We start from the raw sequence: 24,045 nt of genomic DNA, 5'->3' as shown, positions 1-24,045 counted from the left end.
ACGAATTGCGAACTCAGAGGGGCAACAGGCTGTGAATAACTCCCCAAAACAAATTTCATTAACTTGCTCCAACCTCCCTGTTATCAGCATACAAGGGGGGGAATACAACGCATAAATAATGAAAACGCCACAAATGTGCGCGGAGGGCGATTGGCCGGCATGCGCTGCAGTACTCAAAGAGAATTCAAAAATAGGCTCACTGCGAAACTTGCACGCGGGTTAGATTCACGTCCAACGACTACACCCTGGCTTCATGACCGCCAGTCAACTCGTCGCCGGTAGGGCGATGGGCTGATCTGGCGGCAAGTGCTGGCGCGCCACGAAGCGCAGCAGGGCGCTCAAGCCCAAGGCTGCCACCGTCAAACCCACCACGAGCGCGATCCAGAAGCCTCTTGCTGCCATCGGCTCGGCCGGCGCCCACGGCAGCCACTTTGGCGCCAGCCCCAGCGCATAACCCAGCGGCAGTGAAAACACCCAGAAGGCGGTGAGCTGGATCAGCATCGGCGCGCGCGTGACCTTGTAGCCGCGAATGGCGCAGCTGGTGGCGACCTGCGTGGCATCCGAGAGCTGAAAGAGGGCAGCCAAAAACAGCAGTTGCGCCGCCGTCCCAGCCACCGCTTCATCGCTGGTGTAGGCGGCGGCAATTTGCGTGCTGAACACCGCCATGCCGGTGGCTGACAGCACGGCAAACCCGAGCGCCATGGCCACGCCCACCCAGGCGCGAAAGCGCGCCGCGTGCGCCTCGCCCGCGCCCAGCGACTGGCCGACCCGGGTCAAAAGCGCCAGCCCCACACTCAGCGGCAGCATGAATACCAGGGAAGAAAAATTCAGGGCAATCTGGTGCGCTGCCATCTCCGTGCTGCCAAACCTGGCGATCAGCAAGGCAATCAGGCTGAAGGCGCTGGTCTCGGCAAAATAAGTGATACCTATGGGCAAGCCCAGGTGCAGCAGGCTGCGCACTTGCGGCCAGTGCGGCCACTCGAAGCGCGCGAACGGCCAGGTGCTGCGGTAGGCGCTGGCGCGGCGCATCCACCACAGCAGGGCCAGCAGGTTGAACCAGACGCAGACCAAGGTGGCCCAGGCGCAGCCCAGGCCACCCAGCCGGGGCAAGCCCAGCTTGCCGAATACCAGCAGCCAGTTCACCACCACGTTGAGTAAGAGCGCGCCCAGCGCAATCACCATCACGGGTTTGGTCTGGTTCAGGCTGACGCTGTAGCCGTACAGCACGCGGTAGGCCGCAAAGGCGGGCAAGGCCAGGCTGGTGATCACCACAAAGTCTTTCGCCAGGTCGCGCACCTGCGCCTGCAGCGCCAGATGGTCAAACACGCTGCCTGCCAAGTTCGCCAGCAGCACGGCAACCAAGCCCACACCCAGGGCTTGCCACAGCGCTTGGCGCACCACATGCGGCACCTGGCTGAATTCACGCGCTCCCACCAGGTGGGCCACCATGGGATTGACCGCCATCATGACACCCATGAGGGTGATGATGACCATGTTCCAGATCGACACGCCCAGTGCCACCCCGGCCAGATCGTTGGCCGAGGCGTGCCCGGCCATGGCCACCTCCACTACCGACATGCCGACGTTGGCCAGTTGCCCGATCAGGATCGGCCACGCCAGCTGCCACAAGGCGCCAGCCTCGCTTCCGATGCGGGCGCGCGGCGCCGGCGCTGACAGGCGCCGCAAGGAGGAGATGGAAGGCATGGGTCAGGAATGAAGGGCTGGACGCCGTCGCTCGGGTGGGTCTGGCGGGCTCAACGCCCGCGCAGGAACAAGGCGTCGAGTTCGCTCAGTTTGAATTGGCGCCAGGTCGGGCGGCCGTGGTTGCACTGGTCGCTGCGCTCGGTGGCTTCCATCTGGCGCAGCAGTGCGTTCATTTCTTCCAGTGTCAGCCGACGGTTGGCGCGCACCGCACCGTGACAGGCCATGCTGGAGAGCAACTCGTTTTGCGCCCGCTCGATGACGGTGCTGGCTTCATGCTGGGCCAGTTCGGCCAGCACGCCGCGCGCCAGTTCGACCGCGTCGCCCTGGGCCAGCGTGGTGGGCACGGCGCGTACCGCCAGCGTTTTCGCGGAAAACGGGGTGATCTCCAGACCCAAGGTTTGCAGGGTGTCGGCGTGCGCCTCGGCGGTGGCGACTTCGCTCGGCGTGGCGGCAAACGTGGCCGCAATCAGCAGCGGTTGGCTGGCCAAGCCGGGCCGGGTGGCCGACGAGCCGACCCAGCCTGACGTGGCATCGTCAGCGCTGCCTCGCTCATGCCACTGCGCTTTCAGCCGCTCATAAACGATGCGCTCGTGGGCGGCGTGCATGTCGACAATGATCAGCCCTTGCGCGTTCTCGGCCAGTATGTAGATGCCTTGCAATTGCGCCAGTGCGCGCCCCAAGGGCCAGTCGCCGCCGGGCAAGGGTGCAGCGGGCGGTGTGGCCAAGGGCGCAGCCAGGGCTTGGTTGTTGTGCTGGCCCGCTGGCGCGGACCCACCCGGTTGCCAGAGTGCGCCCAGGTCGCTCACCCGGTGACCGGCTTGCACTTCAAAATTGATAGCTACTTGGTCATAGGGGACGGGGGCTAAAGGCTGATTTTGTATATAAACAGTCGGAACGGAGGGCTCAGGGGCAAGGCCTGCATTGGCGGCGGCAGCGCTCTGCCCGGCGGTTGTGCCCAAGGAGGTGGCGCTGCCCACACGCGGCGCTGCCAGCGCGTCTTCCACCGCGTGGCGCACGGCCTGATGCACCTCGCGGCTGTCCCTGAAGCGCACCTCAATCTTGGTCGGGTGCACGTTGACATCGACGCGGGTCGGATCAATCTCGACATACAGCGCAAACACCGGCTGGCGCTGGCCGTGCAGCACGTCGTCGTAGGCGCTGCGGGCGGCATGCGACAGAACCCTGTCGCGCACAAAGCGGCCGTTGACGTAAGCAAACTGCTGGTCAGCGCGCGCGCGTGCGGCATCCGGAATACCGGCCCGGCCCCAAACCCGGATGCTTGGTGTGCTGTCGCTGCGGCCCGGACTGGCGCTGGTTTCAAAATCGACCCACACCGAGCGCGCCACAAACTCTGCACCCAGCACATCGGCCAGGCGCTGCTCCAGCGCGGCCAGGGCAGGGCCGCGGCCCTCGCAACGGCGCCACTGCTCCACCAGTTTGCCCTCGTGCCAGATGGCGAAGCCCACATCGGGGCGCGCCAGGGCGTGGCGGCGCACCGCCTCGACGCAGTGCGCCAACTCGGTGGCGTCGGTTTTCAGGAATTTGCGCCGCGCCGGGGTGCTGAAGAACAGCTCCTTCACCTCCACCGTGGTGCCGGTGCCGCGCGCCACCGGCTGCAGCTCGCCGCTGCCGCCATCCAGCAAATAGGCATTGTTTTGGCCGCTGGCCCTTGATAGTATGGCGCAGTCAGCTATTGAATTAATAGCTGCCAGTGCCTCGCCGCGAAAGCCCATGGTGCCCACTGACTCCAGATCAGTCAGGCTGCTGATCTTGCTGGTGGCGTGGCGCTTGAAAGCCATCGGCAGTTCTTCGCGCAGGATACCCGCGCCGTCGTCTTCCACCGCAATCAGGCGTACGCCGCCGGCCAGCAGCCGCACCGTGACCTGCGTGGCGCCGGCGTCGAGCGCGTTGTCCACCAACTCACGCACCACCGAGGCGGGCCGCTCCACCACCTCACCGGCGGCAATCTGGCTGATCAGCTCGTCGGGCAGTTCGCGGATAGGCTGGCGGGGGGAGAGGGATAGGGCGGTGTTCACAGGGATGTATTTTAGGTGGCGGGGATAATCCAGCCCCATGGAAATCATTACCTTTCTCTTTGACTTCATTCTCCACGTTGACAAGTACCTGGAGGCTTTTGTGCGCAGCTACGGCCTGTGGGTGTATGCGCTGTTGTTTTTGGTGATCTTTGTCGAGACCGGTGTCGTCGTGATGCCCTTTCTGCCCGGCGACTCGCTCTTGTTTGTGGTGGGCGCCATGTGTGGTGTCGGGCTGATGAGTTACCCGCTGTCGGTGGGCCTGTTGCTGGCGGCGGCCGTGCTGGGCAACCAGTCCAACTACGCGCTGGGGCGCTACTTTGGGCCGCGGGTGTTCAAGTGGGAGGACTCCCGGCTGTTCAATAAAGCCGCTTTTGACCGGGCGCATGATTTTTACGAGCGCTACGGTGGCATCACCCTCGTGGCAGCGCGCTTCATGCCCTTTGTGCGCACTTTTGCGCCTTTTGTGGCGGGAGTGGCGAAGATGACCCGGACCCGCTTCACCTTTTTTGATGTGACGGGCGGCACGCTCTGGGTTGTTGGCATCATCACCATCGGCTATTTCTTTGGCAATATTCCGTTTGTGAAGGCGAATCTGGACAAGATCATCTGGGCCATGATTCTGATTCCCGGGCTGGTGATCCTGTTTGGCGCGTGGAAGTCGCGGCGCAAGGCAGGGCAAGTCTGAGCCGCACACCCCGGACAAGAGGGCTGGCTGCTCCCTAAAGCACCTTGAACAGCTTCTCGCGAAATTCGGGCAGGCGCTTGCTGCCAATCAGGCTGGAGCTCATGGTTTCGACCCAGGACGGGTAAACCCGGCGCAGGTCCTGGCTTGTCTTGCAGGCCAGCAGGGCTTCGAGCAGGGTCAGGCGCGTGTTCTGGGCGAAGACCGTGTTGGTGGTATTGGTCATGAAGTTGCGCGCCATCTCGATATCTTTCGGACTGCGCGACTCGGCCGGGGGTAGCTTGGCCACGCCGGCGCCTGGGGCCGGTTGAGTCGCCGCGGCAGCGGCCTCGGGCGCTGACAGCGCATTGATCGGCGCTTGTGCCTCGATGCAGCCGTTCTCCATCAATTGGGTGAGCAATGCTTCGATGTCCTGGCCCGCCGCGAAGACGGCGAGTTCCTGGCCGCTGCGTTTTCCGTCAACGAGCACCAGCAGCCGCCGTGGCAGCGGCCCCAAGCCCAGTGCACGGGACTGGATCTCCTGTTGACCAAGGGTGGTCTTGGCAAACACGGCATGGATGAGATCGAGGGCAGCAGCAGTCATGGTAATTTTTTTGGGGCAATGTCGGCGACAGCACCCAAGTCAATAAGGCGTGATTCTGGTGTGCCTGCCTGGCTTGGCGCAATTAGGGTATCTACCGTTGCCGCAGCGCCGTCAACCCCGGCTGTCTGGCTCTGACTTAAACCGAACGATTTCGGGCCAGCGGCGGATTTTTGGAGAAGTAGCCTTCAATGCCGCGCATCAGCGCGCTGGCCAACTGCTCCTGGTAGGCCTCGCTGTTGAGCTTGATCTCTTCTTCCGGGTTGCTGATAAAAGCAGCCTCCACCAGCACACTGGGGATGTCGGGCGCTTTCAGCACGGCAAAGCCGGCTTGCTCGACCCGGGCTTTGTGCAGCTTGCCAACTCGGCCGATCTCGCCCAGCATGGCGCTGCCGAGCTTCAGGCTGTCGCTGATCTGGGCCGTGGTGCTCATGTCAAACAGGGCCCGCTTCACCTGCGCGTCCCGGGCCTTGATATTCAAGCCACCAATCTGGTCGGCCTTGTTTTCCTTCGCTGCCATCCAGCGCGCCGCACTGCTGGAGGCGCCGCCCTGGCTCAGGGCGAACACGCTGGCGCCCTGCGGATGCGGGGTGAAGAAGGCGTCGGCATGCAGGCTGACAAACAGGTCCGCCTGGACCTGGCGCGCCTTTTGTACCCGCACATGCAGCGGCACAAAGAAGTCGGCGTCGCGCGTGAGGTAGGCGCGCATGGTGTTGCCCTTGATGACGGTGGCATTGATGCGATCGCGCAATCGGTGCGCCAGGCGCAACACCACATCTTTTTCGCGCGTGCCGCCGGGGCCGATGGCGCCGGGGTCTTCACCCCCATGGCCGGGGTCCAGGGCAATGATGATCAAGCGGTCGGTAACGCCCAACGACTGGACCGGCGCGCTGTCCGTGCCGAAATTATTGATGCCTTTTTGGCCTCTAGCCCCCGTGGATAGGTCGCTATTTGCTACTGAATTGCTAGCAATTTTGGCGTTGGCTGAGTTCAGGATTGAATCCGGGCCGCCCAGCTTGAGAGGGGGTCGCTGGCTGCGCTGGGCGATCAGTTCACCCAAAGGATCACCCGTGGTGGGGGTGGCAGGGCTGGGGCTTGCCCGCGCCTGGTCTTTGATCCGATCGGCAATCAGCGCCTCCAGCGGGTCACTCACCTGGGTGGGGTACAAATCGAACACCAGCCGGTGCTGGTAGGCGGCGACCGGCGTCAGCGTGAAGACCTGAGGGGCTATGGGCTGCTTCAGGTCCAGCACCAGACGCACCGTGCCCGGCGCGTTTTGTCCGGCCCGAATGCCCGCAATATTGGGGTCGTCGCTGCGCACCTTGGCCACCAGCTCCTTGAGCGCCGGGTTGAGGTCGATGCCCTCGATGTCCACCGCCAGGCGCGGCGGGTTGGCGATAAAAAACTGTTTGACCTTGAGGGCCGTGTCGGACTCGATGGTGACGCGCGAGTAGTCGGGCGCCGGCCACACCCGCACCGCCAGGATGGTGGCTCCCCGGGCCAGGTGCTGTGTGCCCAGCAACAGCACGAGGGCGCCGGACTGCAACAGGCTGCGCCGTTTCATGGCGGGTCCCGGGGCAGGTCTTGCGCGCCCTGTCTTCCGGGTACCGATGGGTCGCGGCTGACGGCCTGCAGCAAGGCCAGGCCCAGCGCGGTCTGCGCGGTCAGGGTCACTTGTCGCGACGCCTCGGTCACGGCTTCCAGGTGAATGATCAAATCGGCGCGGGGCAGAAAGCCAGCCGCTTTCTGCGGCCATTCGGCCAGCTTGAGACCGCTGCTAGCGAAAATATCCCTGAAACCGGCATCTTCCCACTCACGCGGGTCGCTGAAACGGTAGAAGTCGAAATGCCAGACATTCAAGTTGAGGTCAGCCAGCTCGTAGGGTTCCACCACGGCATAGGTGGGGCTTTTGACCCGGCCCGGCACCCCCAGGGCGCGCAACAGGTGGCGCACCAGCGTGGTCTTGCCAGCACCCAGATCACCCTGCAATTCGATGAAAGCGTTGCGCAGGGCCGGCGCGCTGGCCAGCGCTGTGGCGAAGTCCCGCGTGGCGTTCTCGTTCGGCCACAGCAGGCTTTTTACAATCGGGCGGTGACCAACTTCAATATTCATACCGAGGCCAGTCAATGGGTCTCCAAAATTCAGGCCTGGGCCCGGGAGCTGGGATTCTCCCAAATTGGTGTGGCCGGTGTGGATTTGTCTTCATCTGAACAGGGATTATCGACCTGGTTGGCGCGTGGTTTTCATGGTGACATGGCCTACATGGCAGCACACGGTCTCAAGCGCGCCCGCCCCGCCGAGTTGGTGCCCGGCACCGTGAGTGTCATTACGGTGCGCATGGACTATCTGCCTGCCGCCACAAAGCCCGGGTGGCAGGCCATCGAGTTTGACCGGCTGACGCGACCGAGCGAGGGCATCGTGTCAGTCTACGCCAGGGGGCGGGACTACCACAAGGTATTGCGTAAGCGCCTGCAACAGTTGAGCGAGCGCATCGCCCTGGAGATGGGACCGTTTGGTCATCGTGTCTTCACCGATTCAGCACCGGTGCTGGAGGCTGAGCTGGCCGCGCGCAGTGGCCAGGGCTGGCGCGGCAAACACACGCTGGTGCTCAGCCGCGAAGCGGGATCGATGTTTTTCCTGGGTGAAATTTATGTCGATCTGGCCTTGCCGACCAGCGCGCCGGTGACGGACCATTGCGGCAGCTGCTCGACCTGTATCGAGGTCTGTCCGACGCAGGCCATTGTGGCGCCGCAGCAACTCGACGCCCGGCGCTGCATCTCTTACCTCACCATTGAGCATGCGGGGCCGATCCCTTTGGCGCTGCGCCCCTTGATCGGCAACCGCATTTACGGTTGTGACGACTGCCAGCTGATCTGCCCCTGGAACAAGTTCGCGCAGCGCAGTGCCTTGCCCGATTTTGATGAGCGCCCCGGCTTGGGCGGCAGTCAGCTGGTGACCCTGTTTGCCTGGACGGAAGAAGATTTTTTGCGTCTCACCGAAGGCAGCCCGATCCGGCGTATCGGTCATGAGCGCTGGCTGCGCAATATTGCGGTGGCCCTGGGCAATGCGTTACGCGCGGCCCCGGCGGCAGAACTGGTGCAGGCGCTGGCGGCGCGCGCCGAGCACCCGAGCGCACTGGTTCGGGAACACGTGGCCTGGGCCCTGGAAAGTCGACTGGCGGTCCCCCCGTCAATCGACCCGGGCGCCTGACATCTTCACCAGTTTTTCATACTTGGCGCGTTCCTTTTGCATCAAGGCGCCAAATTCTTCTGGTGTGCTGGGCGCGGGTTCGGCCAGCAGGGTTGCAAAACGGGATTTGGTCGCGGGTGCGTTCAGCGCGGCAACAAAAGCCTGATTGAGCCGTGTGATGGTCTCTTTGGGCGTGCCGGCCGGTGCCACCAAACCCCACCAGGTGTCAATGGAAAACCCCTTGAGGGTGTCGGCCAGCGGTGGTGTGTCGGGCAGGGCGGCAACGCGGGTTGGCGTGGTCACTGCCAGTGCAATAAGCTTGCCGGAGCGAATGTTGGGGGCCGCTGTGGCGAGGTTGTCGATATTGAAATCGACCTGGCCGCCGAGCAGGGCCAACTGCGCCGGGTTGCCGCCGTTGTAGGGAATGTGCACGGCAAAGATGCCAGCCTCTTTCTTGAACATTTCACCGGCCAGATGACCGGCGCTGCCGTTGCCGCCGCTGCCATAGTTGAGTTTGGCCGGGTTGGCACGGGCGTAGGCAATCAGGTCGCTGGCGCTGCTGATTTTCAGGCGCCGGGCGGTGTCGGCGTTCATGACCAAGACATTGGGGACGCGCACCATTTGGGTAATGGGGGCAAAGTCGGTGGCCGCGTTAAAAGGCATCTTGGCAAAAAGCCAGGGGTTCACTGCATGGGTGGCGGTGGCGGCGATGCCGATGGTCAGCCCGTCGGGGGCGGCCTTGGCAACGGCGTCAGCGCCGATGTTGCCGCCCGCACCGGGCTTGTTGTCGACGATGACGGTGCCCAGGCTGTCCTTGACGGCCTCGGCCAGCACCCGCGCTGTCACGTCCAGCGGGCCGCCCGCGGCGTAGGGCACGATCAGACGAATGGGTTTGCTCTGGGCCTGCACGACCGGCGCCGTGGCGGTGGCGAGAAGGGTGAGGACAGTGAGAAGGAGTGATTTGTAATGCATGGGAGTACCTCGTGTGAATGTTAGATGGTTGCGACATCCCGGGCCTTGTCGGCCTCGGTGATGAACGCGTCGGCATAAAACTCGTCTGACGGCAGGCCCGCCTGCGTGTAGGCGGCGTGGGCCGAGTCCACCACGATGGGGGCGCCGCTGGCATAGACCTGGTAGCCAGACAGGTCCGGTATGTCCTGCAACACGGCCAGATGGACAAAACCGGTGCGCCCCAACCAGCTGTCTTCGGGCAGCGCGTTCGACACCACCGGCACGTAGCGCAGGTTCGGCATTTGAGCCAGTTTGGCTCTGACCCAGGCGTCCAGGTACAGGTCAGCCGGGCGCCGACCGCCCCAGTACAGCGTCACGGGGCGCGTGCTGCCCGTGAACTGGAGCTGTTCTATCAAGGCCTTGACGGGCGCAAACCCGGTGCCCGCGGCCAGCAGCACGATCGGTTTGCTGCTGTCTTCACGCAAGTAGAAGCTGCCATACGGGCCCTCGATGCGCAGGATGTCTTTCTCTTTCATGGCAGCAAACACATGGTCGGTAAATTGGCCGCCCGGCATGTGGCGAATGTGCAGCTCCAGCGCGCCGGGCTTGCCGTCGGGGGCTGCCGGCGTGTGCGGCGCATTGGCGATGGAATAGCTGCGGCGCACGCCATCGCGCAAAAGAAATTCAACATACTGGCCGGCGTGGTAGTTGAACGGCTCGCTGGCGGGCAACTGCAATTGCAGGCGCATCACATCCGGCGACAGCTTTTCCATGGCACTGACGCGGGTGGGCATCTTCTTGATGGGCAAGGCGTTTTCCCGCGTGACCTGGCGCGACTCCAGCAGCACATCGCTGTGGGCCACGGCGCAACAGGTCAGGACCCAGCCCTGGGCCTCTTCCTCGTCGCTCAGTGCCTTGCTCTGGTGCGCGCCATGCACCACGATGCCTTCGAGCTTTTTGCACTTGCAAGAGCCGCAGGCGCCATCCTGGCAGCCATAGGGCAGGCCGACACCGGCGCGAATCCCGGCCGCCAAAATCGTCTCGTCCGTCTCGGTGGTGAAGGCGCGGCCGCTGGGTTGAACCGTGATGTGAAAGCCCGGAGCCCGGGTTGCGCTGCGCGTCATGGGGGGTATGTCCTTGGGGTAGAGTTGTAGGGTTGATATTTTGCGGGACGGACCGCTGCTGCGTCGCAACAAGCACCGTCCTTAATACGTGAGTACCCCGATTTTGCCTTCAAATCCAAGCCCCGCCCGCAGCCTGTACGCGACCCGCCCCGGCGCCTTGCCGGCCCGTTTCCGCCGTCTGCGGGTGTTGATCGTCGGCTGTGGCGATATCGGCCTGCGCGTGGCGCAGGCGCTGCCCGCCCGGGTGCGGCTGCTGGCGCTCACCTCCAGCGTGGAGCGCACCGCTGAACTGCGTCAGCGAGGCATCACGCCCTTAGCTGGCAACCTGGATGCGCCCGCGTCGCTGCGCCGCCTGGGCGGACTGGCGCATCGGGTGCTGCATCTGGCGCCGCCGCCCGATGAAGGCTGGACTGATTCACGCAGCCTGGCCTTGACCCGTGCCTTGTGCCTGCGCAGTCGACCGGACGCCCTGGTGTATGCCTCCACCAGCGGCGTGTATGGCGACTGCCACGGTGAAATTGCTATTGAAACAAGAGCTACTCATGCAGATACAGCAAGGGCCAGGAGGAGAATTGATGCCGAGAACACCATGCGCTTTTTTGGCCGCGCCAGCGGCGTGCGCAGCAGCATTTTGCGCATTCCCGGCATCTACGCACCCGACCGCTTGAACGGCACGCCGCAGGCGCGGCTGATCAAAGGTACGCCGGTGCTGCAGGCCGCCGATGATGTCTATACCAACCACATCCATGCCGACGATCTGGCCCGCGCCTGCGTGGCGGCGCTGTGGCGCGCTCAAGCGCAACGCATTTACAACGTGAACGATGACACCTGCCTCAAGATGGGCGACTACTTTGATCTGGCTGCCGACCTGTATGGCTTGGCGCGCCCGCCGCGCGTGCCCAGAAGCACGGCCAGCGCGCACTTGTCCTTGATGCTGCTGAGTTTTATGAGCGAGTCGCGCCGCATGGACAACACACGCCTGAAGCGTGAATTGCGGCTGGCGTTGCGCTACCCGACGGTGGCCGACGGTTTGCTGGCGCGGGCACCTGGTGCCAATCTTGAAAATCAACACAGCGCGGCGTCGTCGCGAAAGGTAGCGTGAGCATCATGACCATCAAACCGGTTCCCCAAGAGCGCCTGCCCGAGCTGCTGCGCACCATCCCGAAGGCCGAGTTGCACATCCACATTGAAGGATCGCTGGAGCCGGAGCTGATGTTTGCCTTGGCCCAGCGCAACGGCGTGTCCATCGCCTATCCGGATGTGGCGTCCCTGCGGGCGGCCTATGTATTTGACAACCTGCAGAGCTTTCTGGACATCTACCACGCGGGCACGCTGGTGCTGCGCACCGAGCAGGATTTCTATGACATGACGCATGCTTATCTGGCCCGCGCTGCGGCCGACAACGTGCTGCATGCCGAGATATTTTTCGACCCCCAGACGCATACGGCTCACGGCGTGAGCGCGGACGTGGTCATCAACGGCCTGTACCGTGCCTGCGTTGATGCGCGTGTCGAATTTGACATGAATGCCTCGTTGATTCTCTGTTTCTTGCGCCACCTGAGTGAGCAAGAGGCGTTTGAGTGCCTGGAGCAGGCCCTGCCTCATCTTGACAAATTGGTGGGGGTGGGCCTGGCGTCGAGTGAAATGGGTCATCCGCCGGAAAAGTTTGCCCGCGTGTTTGCCCGCGCCCGCGAGCTGGGCCTGCGGCTGGTGGCCCATGCGGGCGAGGAGGGCCCGCCCGCTTATATCTGGAGTGCGCTCGATGTTCTCAAGGTGGAGCGTATCGACCACGGCGTGCAAGCCGTCAAAGACCCGTTGCTGATGGCGCGTCTGGCCAGGGACCGCATTGCGCTTACCGTGTGCCCGCTCTCCAACCTGAAGCTGCGTGTCTTCCCCACCCTGGCGGCGCACAATTTGGGGCGCCTGCTGGACGCCGGTATCGTGGCGACGGTCAACTCGGATGACCCGTCCTATTTTGGCGGCTACATCAACCAGAACTTCACCCAGACCTTTGCCGCGCTGGGGCTGACGGCCCAGCACGCCTACCAGTTGGCGCACAACAGTTTTGAGGCGAGTTTCATTGACGACAGGCTCAAGCGGCAGTACTTTGATCGATTGGCGGGCGCATTCGAGACTTTTGAATAGCAGGGTTGACTCCGATTCGCGACGCCCCGCGCGACGTTAAAATCACAGACAAGGCCCGCTGCTCCGACGGGCCTTGCTTTTATGTTTCGGAGCCATGTAGAGGACTACCATGTATAAAAACCTCGTCGCCGCGCTCGCGGCCGCCTGTTTTATTTCTCCCGTTTTTTCGCAAACTGCCGCGCCGCTTGCCGCCAAGGAACCGCTCAAAATTGGCTTCGTGTATGTGGCCCCGCTGCTGGACACCGGCTGGGTGCGCCAGCACGACGAGGGGCGCCGGGCCGTTGAGGCTGCACTGGGCGCCAAGGTCAAAACCACCTATGTTGAAAACGTGGCCGAAGGGCCGGATGCCGAGCGTGTGATCCGCGACCTCGCCGCCAAGGGCCACAAGCTGATTTTCACGCCCAGCTTTGGTTACATGGAGCCCACGCTCAAGGTGGCGCAGGAGTTCCCGGACGTCAAGTTCGAATCCATCACCGGTTACAAGACCGCGCCCAACGTGGCGGTGGCCAACGCGCGCTACTACGAGGGCCGCTACCTGGCCGGCATTGCCGCCGGGCGCATGACGACCAGCCATGTGGCCGGTTACGTGGCTGGCTTTGCGATTCCCGAAGTGTTGCAGGGCATCAACGCCTTCACCTTGGGCATGCGCTCCGTGGACCCGAAGGCAGAAGTCAAAGTCGTGTGGCTCAATACCTGGTTTGACCCCAGCCGCGAGCGCGACGCCGCCATGACGCTGTTCAACCAGAACGTCGATGTGATTGCTTTTCACACCGGTTCATCGGCCGTCATGGTGGCAGCGCAGGAGCGCGGCAAACTGGCCGTGGGCTATCACTCGGACATGCGAAAAATGGCTCCCGACGCGCAGATCGTCGCCGTCACCCACCAATGGGGCCCGTACTACACCCGGCGCGCGCAAGCGGTGCTCAATGGCAGCTGGAAGAGCGGTGGCGTGTGGGGTGGCGTGCGTGAGGGCATGATCAAGGTCGAGGGCTTTGGCTCGAAAGTGCCGAAAGCGGTACAGCAAGAAGTACTGGCGCGCCAAAAAGACATGGCCGCAGGCAAGTTGCACCCGTTTTATGCCAGTCAGGCGGTGCGGGACAATGAGGGCCAGGAAGTCATCGCCAAAGGACAGACACTGACGGATGAGCAGATTCTCACGATGAACTGGCTGGTGCAAGGGGTGCAGGGCAAGCTGCCTTGATGCAAGCGCCATGAAAGCCTACCGCGCCGCCATTCTGCGTTTCGCCCCTGAGCGCGAGCCATGCCACGCGGCTGTCTTCGAAGAAGACGGTCTGCTGGTCGTGGGTCCCAATGGCGCTGGCATGCAGGTGGTGCAGGCGGTGGGTCCGTACCGCGATCTGAAGGACAAGTTCCTCGCCATCGAACTGGAGCACCTGCCGGGGCGCATCATCGCCCCCGGCTTTGTGGACCTGCACATCCACTTCCCGCAGACCAAGGTCATCGGCTCACCCGCCGATGGTTTGTTGCCATGGTTGGAAAAGTACACATTTCCCGAGGAAAAACGCTTCTCAGCCCCCGAATACAGTGCACAAGAAGCTACATTTTTCATAGCAGAACTGTTGCGCAACGGCGTCACGACGGCGCTGGCGTTTGCCACCGCACACGCCGAATCGGTCGACGCACTGTTCACCGAGGCGCTCCATCAGCGTCTGCGCCTGATCACCGGGCTGTGCCTGATGGACCGCCATGCCCCGGCCGAGCTGCTCAACCGCGCCGCGCCCGACGGGACGCTGGACGCGACCGAGCAAAGCCTGATCGACTCCGAGGCCTTGCTGCAAAAATGGCATGGCAGGGGCCGTCTGGGTTATGCCATCACACCGCGTTTTGCGCCCAGTTGTTCAGCGGCCCAATTGCGCGGGGCCGGTGTGTTGGCGGCCAAATACCCCGGGGTCTGGATTCAATCGCATGTGGCGGAGAACCCCGATGAAATCAAATGGGCGCGCGCGCTGTTTCCCGCCTCGCGCAGCTACCTGAGCACCTATGCCGATTTCGGCCTGATGCGTCCGCGCGCAATTTACGCTCACTGCCTGCACCTCGATGAGATGGATCGCGCCCTGATGCGCGACACTGGCGCCGGCGCCGCGGTCTGCCCGACCAGCAATCTGTTTCTGGGCAGCGGCTTTTTTGACTATGCAGCGGCCGACCGGGCCGGCTTCTCCTACGGCCTGGCCAGCGATGTGGGCGGGGGCACCAGTTTCAGTCCGTTTCACACCATGCTGGCGGCTTACTACGTGGGCCGCGAAGGGCAGACCAAAGCGGGTTTGTCGCTGGCGCCGCAACATTTGTGGTGGCAACACACCTTGGGCGCAGCGCAGGCGCTGGGGCTGGACGGCCGACACGGTGCGCCAGCCGTAGGCAATCTGCAGCCCGGTTGCGAAGCCGATTTTGTGGTCTTGAACCCGCAGGCCACGCTTTTGCTGGCGCGCCGGACCGCGAGCGCCAACAGTCTCGATGAGCTACTGTTTGCCATGATCGTGCTGGGCGATGACCGTCTGGTGGAAAAGACGGTTATCTCTCAAAATCTTTAAGCATTTTTGGCCTCTAGCCCCCGTCTTTATTGGGTTTGTAGCTATTGATTTTGAATTTATTTCTGGCCCCGGACCGGTCCGGCCCCGGTGACGCCAGCGCTTGGCCTGGGCTGTTCGCTACTCGTTGGCGTCCAGCACGTAGTCATCAACCGGGTACGAGGCTTGTGGATCATCATCTTTGGCAAACTCATGCTCCAAGGCCAGATGATGCTTGTGAACAAGGCTGTGAAATTCTGCGAATGGTCCCGTCGGCAGGTAGATCGGCTGCCGGGTGTCTGGATGAAATGCCGCCTCTGAAGCTGTGGCGCCCGCCCAGGCACGCTCGACCTCGGCCAGCCCCAGGCGCAGCAGATCCTCCAGAAGTTCACTTCGCTTCTTGCCCGGATACGCCTCGCGCAGGGCCTCCAGCCGGGATGCCAGTTCAAGCGGCAATCGGCAGACATACCTTTTTCGCGCGACGGCTTTGCCTCGTGCAGCCTTGTGCTCGACACCAGTCGATTTGATCGCTTTGCGCATGTTTCATCATCGCGTCACGCGGTGGCGAAGTTCTTGAGGATTCGCAAAGAAACAGGCCTCCAGCCCGCGACCCCATTACGTCAATTCACCTTAATTGATAGCAGGTGTCACGCTTACAATCTGGCCCAACTCAGGAGCCTCATTCCCATGACGATCAAAAGCGATAAATGGATCCGCCGCATGGCGCAGCAGCACGGCATGATTGAACCCTTTGAGCCCGGCCAAGTCCGCCAGGATGCCAATGGCAACAAAATCGTCAGCTATGGCACCAGCAGCTACGGCTATGACATCCGCTGCGCACCCGAATTCAAGGTTTTCACCAACATCCACAGCACCGTGGTGGACCCGAAGAACTTCGACGAAAAAAGCTTTGTCGATTTTCATGGCGACAGTTGCATCATCCCGCCCAACAGCTTCGCGCTGGCGCGCACCATGGAGTACTTTCGCATCCCGCGCAATGTGCTCACCATCTGCCTGGGCAAAAGCACTTACGCGCGCTGCGGCATCATCGTCAACGTCACGCCTTTTGAGCCCGAATGGGAAGGTTACGTTACGCTTGAATTCAGCAACACCACCCCCTTGCCGGCCAAGATTTACGCCGGCGAGGGCTGCGCGCAAGTGCTGTTTTTCGAGAGCGATGAGGAGTGCGAGACCTCGTACAAAGACCGTGGCGGCAAATACCAGGGACAAGTTGGCGTGACGCTGCCCCGAGCTTGAGGTCGGCGCATCGGGCGCTTGCGGCAGGCGCTATAAGCGGAATTTCAGCGAGTACCATTGGCAACCTATGCATTCGACCTGTTTTCCTGACTAACGCGCCATGAACGCTTTCTTTCACCCCTTGTCTTGGGTCCATCTGGACTGGGTGTTGGTGGTGGTGGTTGCCTGGCTCTTGATTGGTGTACTGGGTGTGTTTGCGCTGCGGCGTTTCAGGCTGGTGGCTGTGGTGCTGTTTCCGGCGGGCGGGCTTGTCGCTTTGCTGTTGCTGGGTGTGGGCCTCAGCGCCGCGTTCAGTGTTCCCGAGGTGGCCGTGTTGCCGATCGGTTTGCCGCAGTTGCCCTTTCATTTGCGGCTGGACAGTCTGTCGGCCTTCTTCCTGATCGTCATCGGCGGGGTCGGCGCCGGAGTGTCGGCCTTTGCCGCCGGTTATTTTCGCCAGGGTGAAGGCACGCCGCCTGGCTTGATCTGTCTTGAATACCATATCTTTCTGGCCAGCATCGCCATGGTGGTGATCGCGGACGACGCCTACGCCTTCATGGTGGTCTGGGAGACCATGGCCTTTTCCTCGTTTTTTCTGGTCATCGCCAACCACCGCATTCCTGAAATCCGCTTTGCGGGCTATCTCTACATGCTGGTGGCCCACATCGGCGCCTTGGGCATTTTGCTGTGTTTTGGTGTGTTGCAGGCCAACACCGGTGACTACACCTTCGCCAACATGCGGGCCCAGCACCTGTCGCCGTTCTGGGGCTCGGTGGCGTTTGTGCTGGCTGTGTTTGGCTTTGGCGCCAAGGCCGGCATTTTGCCGCTGCACGCCTGGTTGCCCGAGGCGCACCCGGCGGCGCCTTCCCCTTTCTCGGCCTTGATGAGCGGCGTGATGCTCAAAATTGCCCTGTATGGCATCCTGCGGGTGTCGTTTGACTTGCTGCAAACGAAAATCTGGTGGTGGGGTGTGCTGTTGATGGCGATTGGCTTGTCGACGGCGTTGTTCGGCGTTGTTTTCTCCACCGTGCAGGTGGAAATGAAGCGTCTGCTGGCTTATTCCTCGATTGAAAACATCGGTTTGATCTGCGCCGGTTTCGGCTTGTCGCTGTTGTTCTCAAGCTATGGCATGCACGCCCTGGCCGCCCTGGCTCTGACGGCGGCCTTGTATCACCTGCTCAGCCACGCGTTTTTCAAGAGCCTGTTGTTCTGCAGCACCGGTGCCGTCTTGCACGCCACCGGCGAGCGCAGCCTGGGTAAATTGGGTGGCCTGATGCGCTACATGCCCTGGGTCGCCTGGCCGACCCTGATTGGTGTCCTGGCCTGTGCCGGTCTGCCGCCGTTTGGTGGTTTTGTTGCGGAGTGGTTGCTGCTGCAAAGCTTCTTGTTCACCTCCGGCTTGCCGAGCTCGGTCCTCAATATGCTGGTGCCGGTGCTGGCGGCCTTGATTGCGCTGATTGCCGCGCTGTCGGGTTACACCATGGTCAAGTACTTTGGCGTCATCTTCCTGGGCCAGCCGCGTGAGGAGAAACTCTCGGGCGCGCACGACGCCGGCACCTGGGAGCGCGTGGGTATGCTTTGGCTCACGGCGGGCTGTGTGGTGCTGGGGCTTTTTCCGAACCAGGTCATTGCCCTGATTGATCCTGTCACCCAGTTGTTGGTGTCGGCGGGTCTGGCCAAGATGGTGGCGGCCAGCGGCTGGCTGCTGGTGCCCGTGAGCATCGAGCGCGCCAGTTATGCGCCGGCGATCTTTCTGCTCGGTGTGATGTTCTTCTTTGCCTTGACCTATTTGCTGGTACGCCGCTTTTACAGCGGCCGTATTCGGCGCGCGCCTGCCTGGGACTGCGGCTATCCGTGGCAAGACGCCCGCATGCAGGACACGGCAGAAGGATTTGGGCAACCGATCCGGCAGATTTTCGAGCCCATGTTTCGCATGAAACGCGAACTGCCTTCGCCCTTCGATGAGCAGCCACGTTACCGGGTGACAGTCGAAGATCCGCTCTGGTATTGGCTGTACCTGCCGATAGCCAGACTGGTTGAGCGCATCTCGAAAGTGATTGGACTGTTGCAGCAAGGGCGCATCGCGGTCTATCTGATGTACAGCTTTTTGACCTTGATCGTGGTGCTGCTGGTGGTGAAACAATGAGCTGGCTCGGTCTCCTGTCTCAATTGATGGCGATTGTGATGGCGCTGGTACTGGCGCCTCTCCTGACCGGTTGGGTCAACCAATGGCGGGCCCGGTTGCAGAACAAGTCGGCGCCGAATCTGTTGCAGCCGTACCGCGTTTTGCACAAGCTGTTCAACAAGGAATCGGTGCTGGCCGAGCACGCTTCGCCCCTGTTTCGCATGGCCCCCTACATTGTCTTCGGCTGCATGCTGCTGGCCAGTGCCATCATCCCGACTTTGTCAACCGACCTGCCCCTGTCACCGGCTGCTGACGCCATTGCGCTGGTGGGCTTGTTTGCCCTGGCGCGGGTTTTTATGTCCCTGGCGGCGATGGATGTCGGCACGGCATTTGGTTCGCTCGGTGCGCGTCGGGAAATGCTGGTCGGTTTTCTGGCCGAGCCGGCCTTGCTGATGGTGCTTTTTTGTGCCTCCATGATTTCGCGCTCGACCTCGCTCACCACCATTGTCGAGACGCTGGCGCATCGGGAGCTGGCCATCTACCCCAGCCTGCTGGTGGCCGGGGTGGCGTTCACCATGGTGTCGCTGGCCGAGAACGCCCGGGTGCCGGTGGACAACCCGGACACGCATCTGGAACTCACCATGATTCACGAGTCCATGATTCTGGAGTATTCCGGGCGCCACCTGGCGCTGCTCGAATGGGCGGCCAGCCTGAAACTGTTTGCCTATTCCTGCATCGGTTTGGCGCTGTTTTTTCCCTGGGGCGTGGCCGAGGCCCATGCGCCACTGGCGCTGTTGCTGGCGCTGCCAGTGCTCGTCATCAAGTTGGCGGTGGGGGGTGTCTTGATGGCCCTGATCGAGACCTTGAGCGCCAAGATGCGGATCTTTCGCGTGCCGGAGTTTCTGGGCACTGCCTTTTTATTGGCCGTGATCGGCCTGCTGGTCAACATCTTGCTGGGGGTCCGATGATCAAGTTAGCGCCCCAGTTGATCAACCTGTTTGCAACGCTGATTCTGATGCTGTCGTTTGCCATGATCTCGCAGCGGCGCATCGTCTCCCTGATTAATCTGTTCACCATCCAGGGCGCCGCCCTGGTGGCAGCGTCGATGTTGCTCGGTTATGTCACGCATCAACCTGACCTTTACGTTTCGGGGGCCCTGACCCTGCTGCTCAAAGTCATTTTTATTCCCTGGATGCTGCACCGGGTCATCCGCAAGCTCAATGTGCGCTGGGATGTCGACACCCTGATCAACATCCCAACCACCATGCTGGTCGGCATTGCGCTGGTGATTTTTTCCTTCAGCCTGGCCTTGCCGATCTCGCGTCTATCGTCATCCATGGCGGGCGGCTCGCTCGGTATTGCGCTGGCCTGTGTGCTGCTTTCGTTCTTGATGATGATCACCCGCTCCAAGGCGGTGCCGCAGGTGATCGGCTTTCTATCGATGGAAAACGGCCTGATTTTTGCCGCCACCGCGGTCACCAACGGCATGCCGATGATTGTCGAGTTTGGCATTGCGCTTGATGTGCTGGTGGGCGTGCTGATTTTGGGGGTGTTCATGTTCCAGATTCGCGAGAAATTCGACAGCCTGGACATCCACAACCTCGAAACGCTCAAGGAAGACTGACCGTGTCCACCCTGTTTTTTGTCCTGGGTTTCCCCTTGCTGGGCGGTGCGGTGCTGGCGCTGATCGGGCACCGGCCGTACGCCCGCGACATCAACGTCGTCTTCAGCCTGGGCACCTTCCTGGCGGCCTGCGTGCTGACAGCAGAGATCGTCGCGGACGGCCCGATTCTGGTCTGGCATGACCAATTTTTCATCGATCCGCTCAATGTGTTCCTGGTCACGCTGACCGCCTTTGTCGGGATGACGACGGCGATATTTTCCCGGCCTTACATGCGCATTGAGCAAGACCACGGCAAGATGACGCCGCCGCGCATGCGGCTGTACCACAGCATGTACCAGTTGTTCAGCTTCACCATGCTGCTGGGCTTTACCACCAATAACCTGGGCATCCTGTGGGTGGCCATGGAGGCGGCGACCTTGACCACGGTGCTGCTGGTCAGCGTGTACCGCACGGCTGCGAGTCTGGAGGCGGCCTGGAAGTACTTTATTCTGTGTGGCGTGGGCATTGCACAGGCCCTGTTTGGCACGGTCTTGCTGTACATGGCGGCAGAAAAAGTGCTCGGCCCGGAAGGGGCCACGCTGTTGTGGACCAATCTGGATGCGATCAAGGGCCAGTTGGACCCCTCCATCATCACCCTGGCGTTTGCTTTTCTTTTGATCGGCTATGGCACCAAGGTCGGCATGGTGCCCTTGCACAGCTGGTTGCCCGATGCGCATGCCGAAGGCCCGACGCCGGTCTCGGCCGTGCTGTCGGGCTTGCTGCTCAATGTGGCCATGTATGCCCTGTTGCGCTGCAAAGTGCTGACCGACGGGGCCTTGATGCGACCCCTGGCGGGCCAGCTCATGATGGGCTTTGGCCTGCTGTCGGTGGTGGTGGCGACCTTCTTCCTGTCACGGCAAAAAGATGTCAAACGCATGTTTTCCTATTCGTCGATCGAGCACATGGGCTTGATCACTTTTGCCTTTGGCATGGGCGGGCCGGTGGCCAACTTTGCCGGTTTGTTGCACATGACGGTGCATTCCCTCATCAAGTCGGCGATCTTCTTTGCGGTGGGGCACGCCACCCAAAAAGCCGGTACGCAGGTCATGAGCGAGATTCGCGGCCTGATCAAGGTGAATCCGACCATCGGCTGGGGCTTGATTCTGGGCGTGATGGCGATTCTGGGCATGCCGCCGTTCGGCGTTTTTGCCAGCGAGTTTTTGATATTGACCACCGCCATGCGTGAGCAGCCCTGGGCGGCGCCGTTTTTGTTTGTGTCGCTCGGTGTGGCCTTTGCCTCCATGATGATCCGGGTGTTGCCGATGGTGTTTGGCGAGACCTCACTTAAAGCCCTGCCGCATCCGCCGGCCTTGGTGCCGGTGTTTGTGCACCTGAGTCTGGGCTTGGTGCTGGGTTTGTACATTCCGCCTTACCTCAATACCTGGTACGTCCAGGCCGCGCGGATGTTGGGGGGCTGAGCTGATGAAGATTTCTGGCTTCGATGTCGAGCTGCAATGCGTGCTGGCACCTGTGCCGATCTGGCACGCGCGGGTCACCGTGGATGAGTGGCGCGCCGCCGCTGCGGCCGTGCGCGAGGGGGGCGGGCGCTTGCTGGCGATGTGGGGCGCAGCAGGGCTGGCGGATGAGTCAATGGTGCTTGCCTGCGCCGCTTATGTGGTGCTGGAGGGTTTGATCTGGCTGGAGTTGCCACAGGGCGGCGAGCAACTGACTTATCCTGACCTGCTGCCTTTTTTCCCCGCCGCCGCCAGAATGCAGCGGGCCGCCGCCGACTTGTCGGGTATTCGCACCAAGGGCAGCAAAGACCAGCGTCCGTGGCTGAACCACGGTGCCTGGCCCTTCGACTATTTTCCTCTGCGCCACGCCGGCGAGGCGCCGTCCTCATTTCCTGAGGAAGTCTTGATCGATTACCCGTTCGTGCGAGTCGAAGGGGATGGCGTGCATGAAATCGCGGTCGGTCCGGTGCATGCCGGCATCATTGAGCCTGGGCATTTTCGCTTTTCGGTGGTCGGTGAAAAAGTGCTGCGCCTGGAGCAGCGCCTGGGCTACACGCACAAGGGCATTGAGCAGCGCATGACCCAGTTGGACCCGCTGCAGGCGTATCGCCTGGCCGGTCGGGTCTCGGGTGACTCAACCGTCGCCTACGCCTGGGGCTATTGCATGGCCTTGGAGTCGGCCAGCGCCTGCGCGGTGCCGCCCCGGGCCTTGTGGATGCGCGCCTTGATGCTCGAGCGCGAACGCGTTGCCAACCATCTGGGTGATCTGGGGGCCTTGGGCAACGACGCCGCCTTCGCGTTTGGTTTGGCCCAGTTTTCGCGTCTGCGCGAAGACTGGCTGCGCTTGTCCAAGGAGATGTTTGGCCACCGTTTGATGATGGACTGCTTGCTGCCCGGCGGTGTGACGCATGACATTCATGGCGCCCATATTGACCAACTGACCCGGCAATGCGACGCCGTGGAGCGCGAGGTGCGGACCTTGCGTTCAATCTACGAAGAGCATGCTGGTTTGCAGGATCGTTTCATGACCACCGGGCGGGTCACGCCGGCGCTGGCGGCCCAGTTGGGCTTGACCGGTCTGGCCGGGCGGGCCAGTGCGCAGGCGTGGGACTTGCGCTGTGATCATGCGGCTGCGCCGTATGACGTATTGCAGGTCAAGATGGCCACGCACAGCAATGGCGATGTGGCAGCCCGAGTGATCGTGCGCTTTGATGAAGTGTTTGAGTCGCTGCGGCTGATCCGGCAAATTCTTGCGGGTCTGCCAGCCGGCCCCTTGCGCCAGGACATTGTTTTGCCCGAGCAGGCCAGCCGCGGGGCGGGCTGGGTGGAGGGCTGGCGGGGCGAGATTTTTGTCGCGCTGGAGCTCAACGGTGCCAGCAGCGATCAGCGCATTCGACGCTGCCATTTGCATGATCCCTCCTGGCAGAACTGGCCGGTGCTGGAGCACGCCGTCATGGGCAATATCGTGCCCGACTTTCCGCTCATCAACAAGTCGTTCAACCTCAGCTATTCCGGGCACGATTTATGATTTGGAAAATCGTCAAACAAATTGCCAGGAATGGTATTCGCACCGAGCCCGCGCCCGATATCGGGGCTGCAGTCACCAATGAGATCAGTCGGATTCAGGCTGAGGTGCTTCAAATCCTGGGTCAGTCTCTCGCCATTCGCCTGGTCGATGCAGGCTCGTGCAATGGTTGCGAGCTTGAAATCAACGCACTGGGCAACCCCTACTACAACATCGAGGGCCTGGGCATCAAGTTTGTCGCCAGCCCGCGCCACGCCGACATGTTATTGGTGACCGGCCCGGTGTCACGCAACATGGTCACCGCGCTCAAACGCACGTTTGACGCCATTCCGGAGCCCAAGCTGGTGGTGGCGGTGGGTGACTGCGGCTGTGACGGCGGTATTTTTGGCGAGAGTTATGCCAGTTGCGGCCGTGTGTCCAATGTGATCCCGGTCGATTGGGTGATACCGGGTTGCCCGCCGCCACCAATTGAGATACTGCGCGGCATCCTGAGCGCGGTGCGTCGGCGTGTTGCGTAGCCGGACCCCCCCTGCTGGCGAGCGTTGTTTGAAGTCGAGCGAGAAGGCAAAAACTCAAGGGGCTGGTTTCGGCAGGTATGCAGCGGAAGCGGTCATCCAGGCACCGGGTCTACGCGGCTATCATTCTGACCGAATGAAACGTCGAAAGACGTGAAGGCTATGGGCTTCAAAAAATCATAAATGGGAGGAGATTGGCATGGATCAGACAACGTTGATGGTGATCGCTGTACTGGTCGCAATTGGGGCCATATCGTGGTACCGAAGCGGCAAGAAAACAGTGATGGACGTAGTCACGCCACAAGACAAGCTGTCCACCAAGCTGTGTATCCAAATGGCTCTGCAAATGCTTGGCAGCGCACTAGAGCCACATAGCACTAAGTCACCTGCTGACGCTATCGCGGCTGGCGAAAGGGCTCTAGAAGATCACGGCATGAGTTGTGCGATCGTAGTGAATGTGCTGTTGATCCTATTTCCGGCAGTTGACGTCTCATAAACCGGCTGCAAGCTAGACTGGGAGCCAGTTTCAACGGATTTATCGAGGTCACCAAATGGGTGAAGCAAAAAGACGTCAAGTTGCTGTCCAAACAC

Annotated in this window: 22 protein-coding genes; 14 read left to right on the top strand and 8 right to left on the bottom strand. The window is 61.9% G+C overall.

Translation table 11 applies throughout. From position 1 onward, the window contains the following. Positions 1–264: 264 nt before the first annotated feature. Positions 265–1,704 (bottom strand): MATE family efflux transporter, encoded by a 1,440-nt coding sequence (locus tag WA157_RS18170; RefSeq protein ID WP_422622310.1) that lies wholly within the window; start codon positions 1,702–1,704, stop codon positions 265–267. A gap of 50 nt (positions 1,705–1,754) precedes the next feature. Continuing rightward, a complete protein-coding gene (gene mutL / locus WA157_RS18165; RefSeq protein ID WP_422622309.1) occupies positions 1,755–3,779 on the bottom strand; it encodes a DNA mismatch repair endonuclease MutL in 2,025 nt (674 codons plus the stop codon). On the opposite strand from mutL, the gene WA157_RS18160 reads away from it, so the two are divergent. Next, positions 3,778–4,425, top strand: a complete 648-nt coding sequence (locus tag WA157_RS18160; RefSeq protein ID WP_422622308.1) for a VTT domain-containing protein — start codon at positions 3,778–3,780, stop codon at positions 4,423–4,425. The two genes, mutL and WA157_RS18160, sit on opposite strands and share 2 nt — an antisense overlap. A gap of 34 nt (positions 4,426–4,459) precedes the next feature. On the opposite strand, the gene WA157_RS18155 is transcribed toward WA157_RS18160, so the two are convergent. The 3 genes from WA157_RS18155 to tsaE all read right to left on the bottom strand — a co-directional run bounded on the left by WA157_RS18155 (position 4,460) and on the right by tsaE (position 7,114). Beyond that, positions 4,460–5,005 carry a hypothetical protein gene (locus WA157_RS18155; RefSeq protein WP_422622307.1) on the bottom strand — a complete coding sequence of 182 codons (546 nt, stop codon included), beginning with the start codon at positions 5,003–5,005 and terminating at the stop codon, positions 4,460–4,462. Positions 5,006–5,141: 136 nt separating this feature from the next. Next, positions 5,142–6,566, bottom strand: coding sequence for an N-acetylmuramoyl-L-alanine amidase (locus WA157_RS18150; RefSeq protein ID WP_422622306.1), 1,425 nt, complete (start codon positions 6,564–6,566; stop codon positions 5,142–5,144). Continuing rightward, positions 6,563–7,114 (bottom strand): tRNA (adenosine(37)-N6)-threonylcarbamoyltransferase complex ATPase subunit type 1 TsaE, encoded by a 552-nt coding sequence (gene tsaE, locus WA157_RS18145; protein WP_422622305.1) that lies wholly within the window; start codon positions 7,112–7,114, stop codon positions 6,563–6,565. The genes WA157_RS18150 and tsaE overlap by 4 nt, the downstream gene beginning before the upstream one ends. On the opposite strand from tsaE, the gene queG reads away from it, so the two are divergent. Then, positions 7,094–8,212 carry a tRNA epoxyqueuosine(34) reductase QueG gene (gene queG, locus WA157_RS18140; RefSeq protein WP_422622304.1) on the top strand — a complete coding sequence of 373 codons (1,119 nt, stop codon included), beginning with the start codon at positions 7,094–7,096 and terminating at the stop codon, positions 8,210–8,212. The genes tsaE and queG overlap by 21 nt on opposite strands. Here the strand turns inward: queG and WA157_RS18135 are convergent. Together WA157_RS18135 and WA157_RS18130 are read right to left on the bottom strand one after the other, a co-directional pair. Then, positions 8,192–9,163, bottom strand: a complete 972-nt coding sequence (locus WA157_RS18135) for a Bug family tripartite tricarboxylate transporter substrate binding protein (protein ID WP_422622303.1) — start codon at positions 9,161–9,163, stop codon at positions 8,192–8,194. The genes queG and WA157_RS18135 overlap by 21 nt on opposite strands. A gap of 20 nt (positions 9,164–9,183) precedes the next feature. Continuing rightward, positions 9,184–10,266, bottom strand: coding sequence for a CDP-6-deoxy-delta-3,4-glucoseen reductase (locus tag WA157_RS18130; RefSeq protein WP_422622302.1), 1,083 nt, complete (start codon positions 10,264–10,266; stop codon positions 9,184–9,186). 103 nt (positions 10,267–10,369) lie between these two features. Between WA157_RS18130 and WA157_RS18125 the strand changes: the two genes are divergently transcribed. The 4 genes from WA157_RS18125 to guaD all read left to right on the top strand — a co-directional run bounded on the left by WA157_RS18125 (position 10,370) and on the right by guaD (position 14,960). After that, a complete protein-coding gene (locus tag WA157_RS18125; RefSeq protein WP_422622301.1) occupies positions 10,370–11,368 on the top strand; it encodes an NAD-dependent epimerase/dehydratase family protein in 999 nt (332 codons plus the stop codon). Between the two features lie 5 nt (positions 11,369–11,373). After that, complete coding sequence (locus WA157_RS18120; RefSeq protein ID WP_422622300.1) at positions 11,374–12,411, top strand: adenosine deaminase; 1,038 nt, start codon at positions 11,374–11,376, stop codon at positions 12,409–12,411. Between the two features lie 109 nt (positions 12,412–12,520). Next, entirely contained in the window at positions 12,521–13,612 is a 1,092-nt protein-coding gene (locus tag WA157_RS18115) for a BMP family ABC transporter substrate-binding protein (RefSeq protein ID WP_422622299.1), read from the top strand. Between the two features lie 10 nt (positions 13,613–13,622). Next, the gene (guaD, locus tag WA157_RS18110; RefSeq protein WP_422622298.1) at positions 13,623–14,960 is read left to right on the top strand and encodes a guanine deaminase; all 1,338 of its coding nucleotides are present in this window, start codon (positions 13,623–13,625) and stop codon (positions 14,958–14,960) included. Positions 14,961–15,077: 117 nt separating this feature from the next. On the opposite strand, the gene WA157_RS18105 is transcribed toward guaD, so the two are convergent. After that, positions 15,078–15,476, bottom strand: coding sequence for a hypothetical protein (locus WA157_RS18105; RefSeq protein WP_422622297.1), 399 nt, complete (start codon positions 15,474–15,476; stop codon positions 15,078–15,080). Between the two features lie 147 nt (positions 15,477–15,623). Here WA157_RS18105 and dcd point away from each other — a divergent pair, with 147 nt between their 5' ends. From dcd to WA157_RS18065, 8 genes are all read left to right on the top strand, one after another. Continuing rightward, positions 15,624–16,193, top strand: a complete 570-nt coding sequence (gene dcd / locus WA157_RS18100; protein WP_422622296.1) for a dCTP deaminase — start codon at positions 15,624–15,626, stop codon at positions 16,191–16,193. A gap of 100 nt (positions 16,194–16,293) precedes the next feature. Further along, the gene (hyfB, locus tag WA157_RS18095; protein ID WP_422622295.1) at positions 16,294–18,318 is read left to right on the top strand and encodes a hydrogenase 4 subunit B; all 2,025 of its coding nucleotides are present in this window, start codon (positions 16,294–16,296) and stop codon (positions 18,316–18,318) included. Further along, the gene (locus WA157_RS18090; RefSeq protein ID WP_422622294.1) at positions 18,315–19,265 is read left to right on the top strand and encodes a respiratory chain complex I subunit 1 family protein; all 951 of its coding nucleotides are present in this window, start codon (positions 18,315–18,317) and stop codon (positions 19,263–19,265) included. The genes hyfB and WA157_RS18090 overlap by 4 nt, the downstream gene beginning before the upstream one ends. Next, the gene (locus WA157_RS18085) at positions 19,262–19,921 is read left to right on the top strand and encodes a formate hydrogenlyase (RefSeq protein WP_422622293.1); all 660 of its coding nucleotides are present in this window, start codon (positions 19,262–19,264) and stop codon (positions 19,919–19,921) included. Before WA157_RS18090 ends, WA157_RS18085 begins: the two co-directional genes overlap by 4 nt. A 2-nt stretch (positions 19,922–19,923) precedes the next feature. Continuing rightward, positions 19,924–21,378, top strand: a complete 1,455-nt coding sequence (locus WA157_RS18080) for a hydrogenase 4 subunit F (RefSeq protein ID WP_422622292.1) — start codon at positions 19,924–19,926, stop codon at positions 21,376–21,378. Between the two features lie 4 nt (positions 21,379–21,382). Then, positions 21,383–22,942 (top strand): NADH-quinone oxidoreductase subunit C, encoded by a 1,560-nt coding sequence (locus WA157_RS18075; RefSeq protein WP_422622291.1) that lies wholly within the window; start codon positions 21,383–21,385, stop codon positions 22,940–22,942. Beyond that, a complete protein-coding gene (locus WA157_RS18070; RefSeq protein WP_422622311.1) occupies positions 22,942–23,457 on the top strand; it encodes an NADH-quinone oxidoreductase subunit B family protein in 516 nt (171 codons plus the stop codon). Before WA157_RS18075 ends, WA157_RS18070 begins: the two co-directional genes overlap by 1 nt. Positions 23,458–23,653: 196 nt before the next feature. Then, a complete protein-coding gene (locus tag WA157_RS18065; protein WP_422622290.1) occupies positions 23,654–23,950 on the top strand; it encodes a hypothetical protein in 297 nt (98 codons plus the stop codon). The last annotated feature ends 95 nt before the right edge of the window (positions 23,951–24,045 follow it).

This window comes from Rhodoferax ferrireducens, assembly GCF_049302455.1.
In the GTDB taxonomy this organism is placed as follows: Bacteria; Pseudomonadota; Gammaproteobacteria; order Burkholderiales; family Burkholderiaceae_C; genus Rhodoferax; species Rhodoferax ferrireducens_B.
The sequence above is the reverse complement of the archived record's forward strand: the minus strand, read 5'-3'. Positions and strand labels throughout refer to the sequence as shown.

What these genes read in the sequence shown, in the direction of transcription:
- mutL (WP_422622309.1), bottom strand. Translation starts at nt 3,779, where the DNA reads ATGGGGCTGGATTATCCCCGCCACCTAAAATACATCCCTGTGAACACC.
- WA157_RS18090 (WP_422622294.1), top strand. Translation starts at nt 18,315, where the DNA reads ATGAGCTGGCTCGGTCTCCTGTCTCAATTGATGGCGATTGTGATGGCG.
- WA157_RS18120 (WP_422622300.1), top strand. Translation starts at nt 11,374, where the DNA reads ATGACCATCAAACCGGTTCCCCAAGAGCGCCTGCCCGAGCTGCTGCGC.
- WA157_RS18130 (WP_422622302.1), bottom strand. Translation starts at nt 10,266, where the DNA reads ATGACGCGCAGCGCAACCCGGGCTCCGGGCTTTCACATCACGGTTCAA.
- hyfB (WP_422622295.1), top strand. Translation starts at nt 16,294, where the DNA reads ATGAACGCTTTCTTTCACCCCTTGTCTTGGGTCCATCTGGACTGGGTG.
- WA157_RS18065 (WP_422622290.1), top strand. Translation starts at nt 23,654, where the DNA reads ATGGATCAGACAACGTTGATGGTGATCGCTGTACTGGTCGCAATTGGG.
- WA157_RS18170 (WP_422622310.1), bottom strand. Translation starts at nt 1,704, where the DNA reads ATGCCTTCCATCTCCTCCTTGCGGCGCCTGTCAGCGCCGGCGCCGCGC.
- WA157_RS18075 (WP_422622291.1), top strand. Translation starts at nt 21,383, where the DNA reads ATGAAGATTTCTGGCTTCGATGTCGAGCTGCAATGCGTGCTGGCACCT.
- WA157_RS18135 (WP_422622303.1), bottom strand. Translation starts at nt 9,163, where the DNA reads ATGCATTACAAATCACTCCTTCTCACTGTCCTCACCCTTCTCGCCACC.
- WA157_RS18160 (WP_422622308.1), top strand. Translation starts at nt 3,778, where the DNA reads ATGGAAATCATTACCTTTCTCTTTGACTTCATTCTCCACGTTGACAAG.
- WA157_RS18085 (WP_422622293.1), top strand. Translation starts at nt 19,262, where the DNA reads ATGATCAAGTTAGCGCCCCAGTTGATCAACCTGTTTGCAACGCTGATT.
- tsaE (WP_422622305.1), bottom strand. Translation starts at nt 7,114, where the DNA reads ATGAATATTGAAGTTGGTCACCGCCCGATTGTAAAAAGCCTGCTGTGG.
- dcd (WP_422622296.1), top strand. Translation starts at nt 15,624, where the DNA reads ATGACGATCAAAAGCGATAAATGGATCCGCCGCATGGCGCAGCAGCAC.
- WA157_RS18105 (WP_422622297.1), bottom strand. Translation starts at nt 15,476, where the DNA reads ATGCGCAAAGCGATCAAATCGACTGGTGTCGAGCACAAGGCTGCACGA.
- WA157_RS18150 (WP_422622306.1), bottom strand. Translation starts at nt 6,566, where the DNA reads ATGAAACGGCGCAGCCTGTTGCAGTCCGGCGCCCTCGTGCTGTTGCTG.
- WA157_RS18115 (WP_422622299.1), top strand. Translation starts at nt 12,521, where the DNA reads ATGTATAAAAACCTCGTCGCCGCGCTCGCGGCCGCCTGTTTTATTTCT.
- WA157_RS18155 (WP_422622307.1), bottom strand. Translation starts at nt 5,005, where the DNA reads ATGACTGCTGCTGCCCTCGATCTCATCCATGCCGTGTTTGCCAAGACC.
- guaD (WP_422622298.1), top strand. Translation starts at nt 13,623, where the DNA reads ATGAAAGCCTACCGCGCCGCCATTCTGCGTTTCGCCCCTGAGCGCGAG.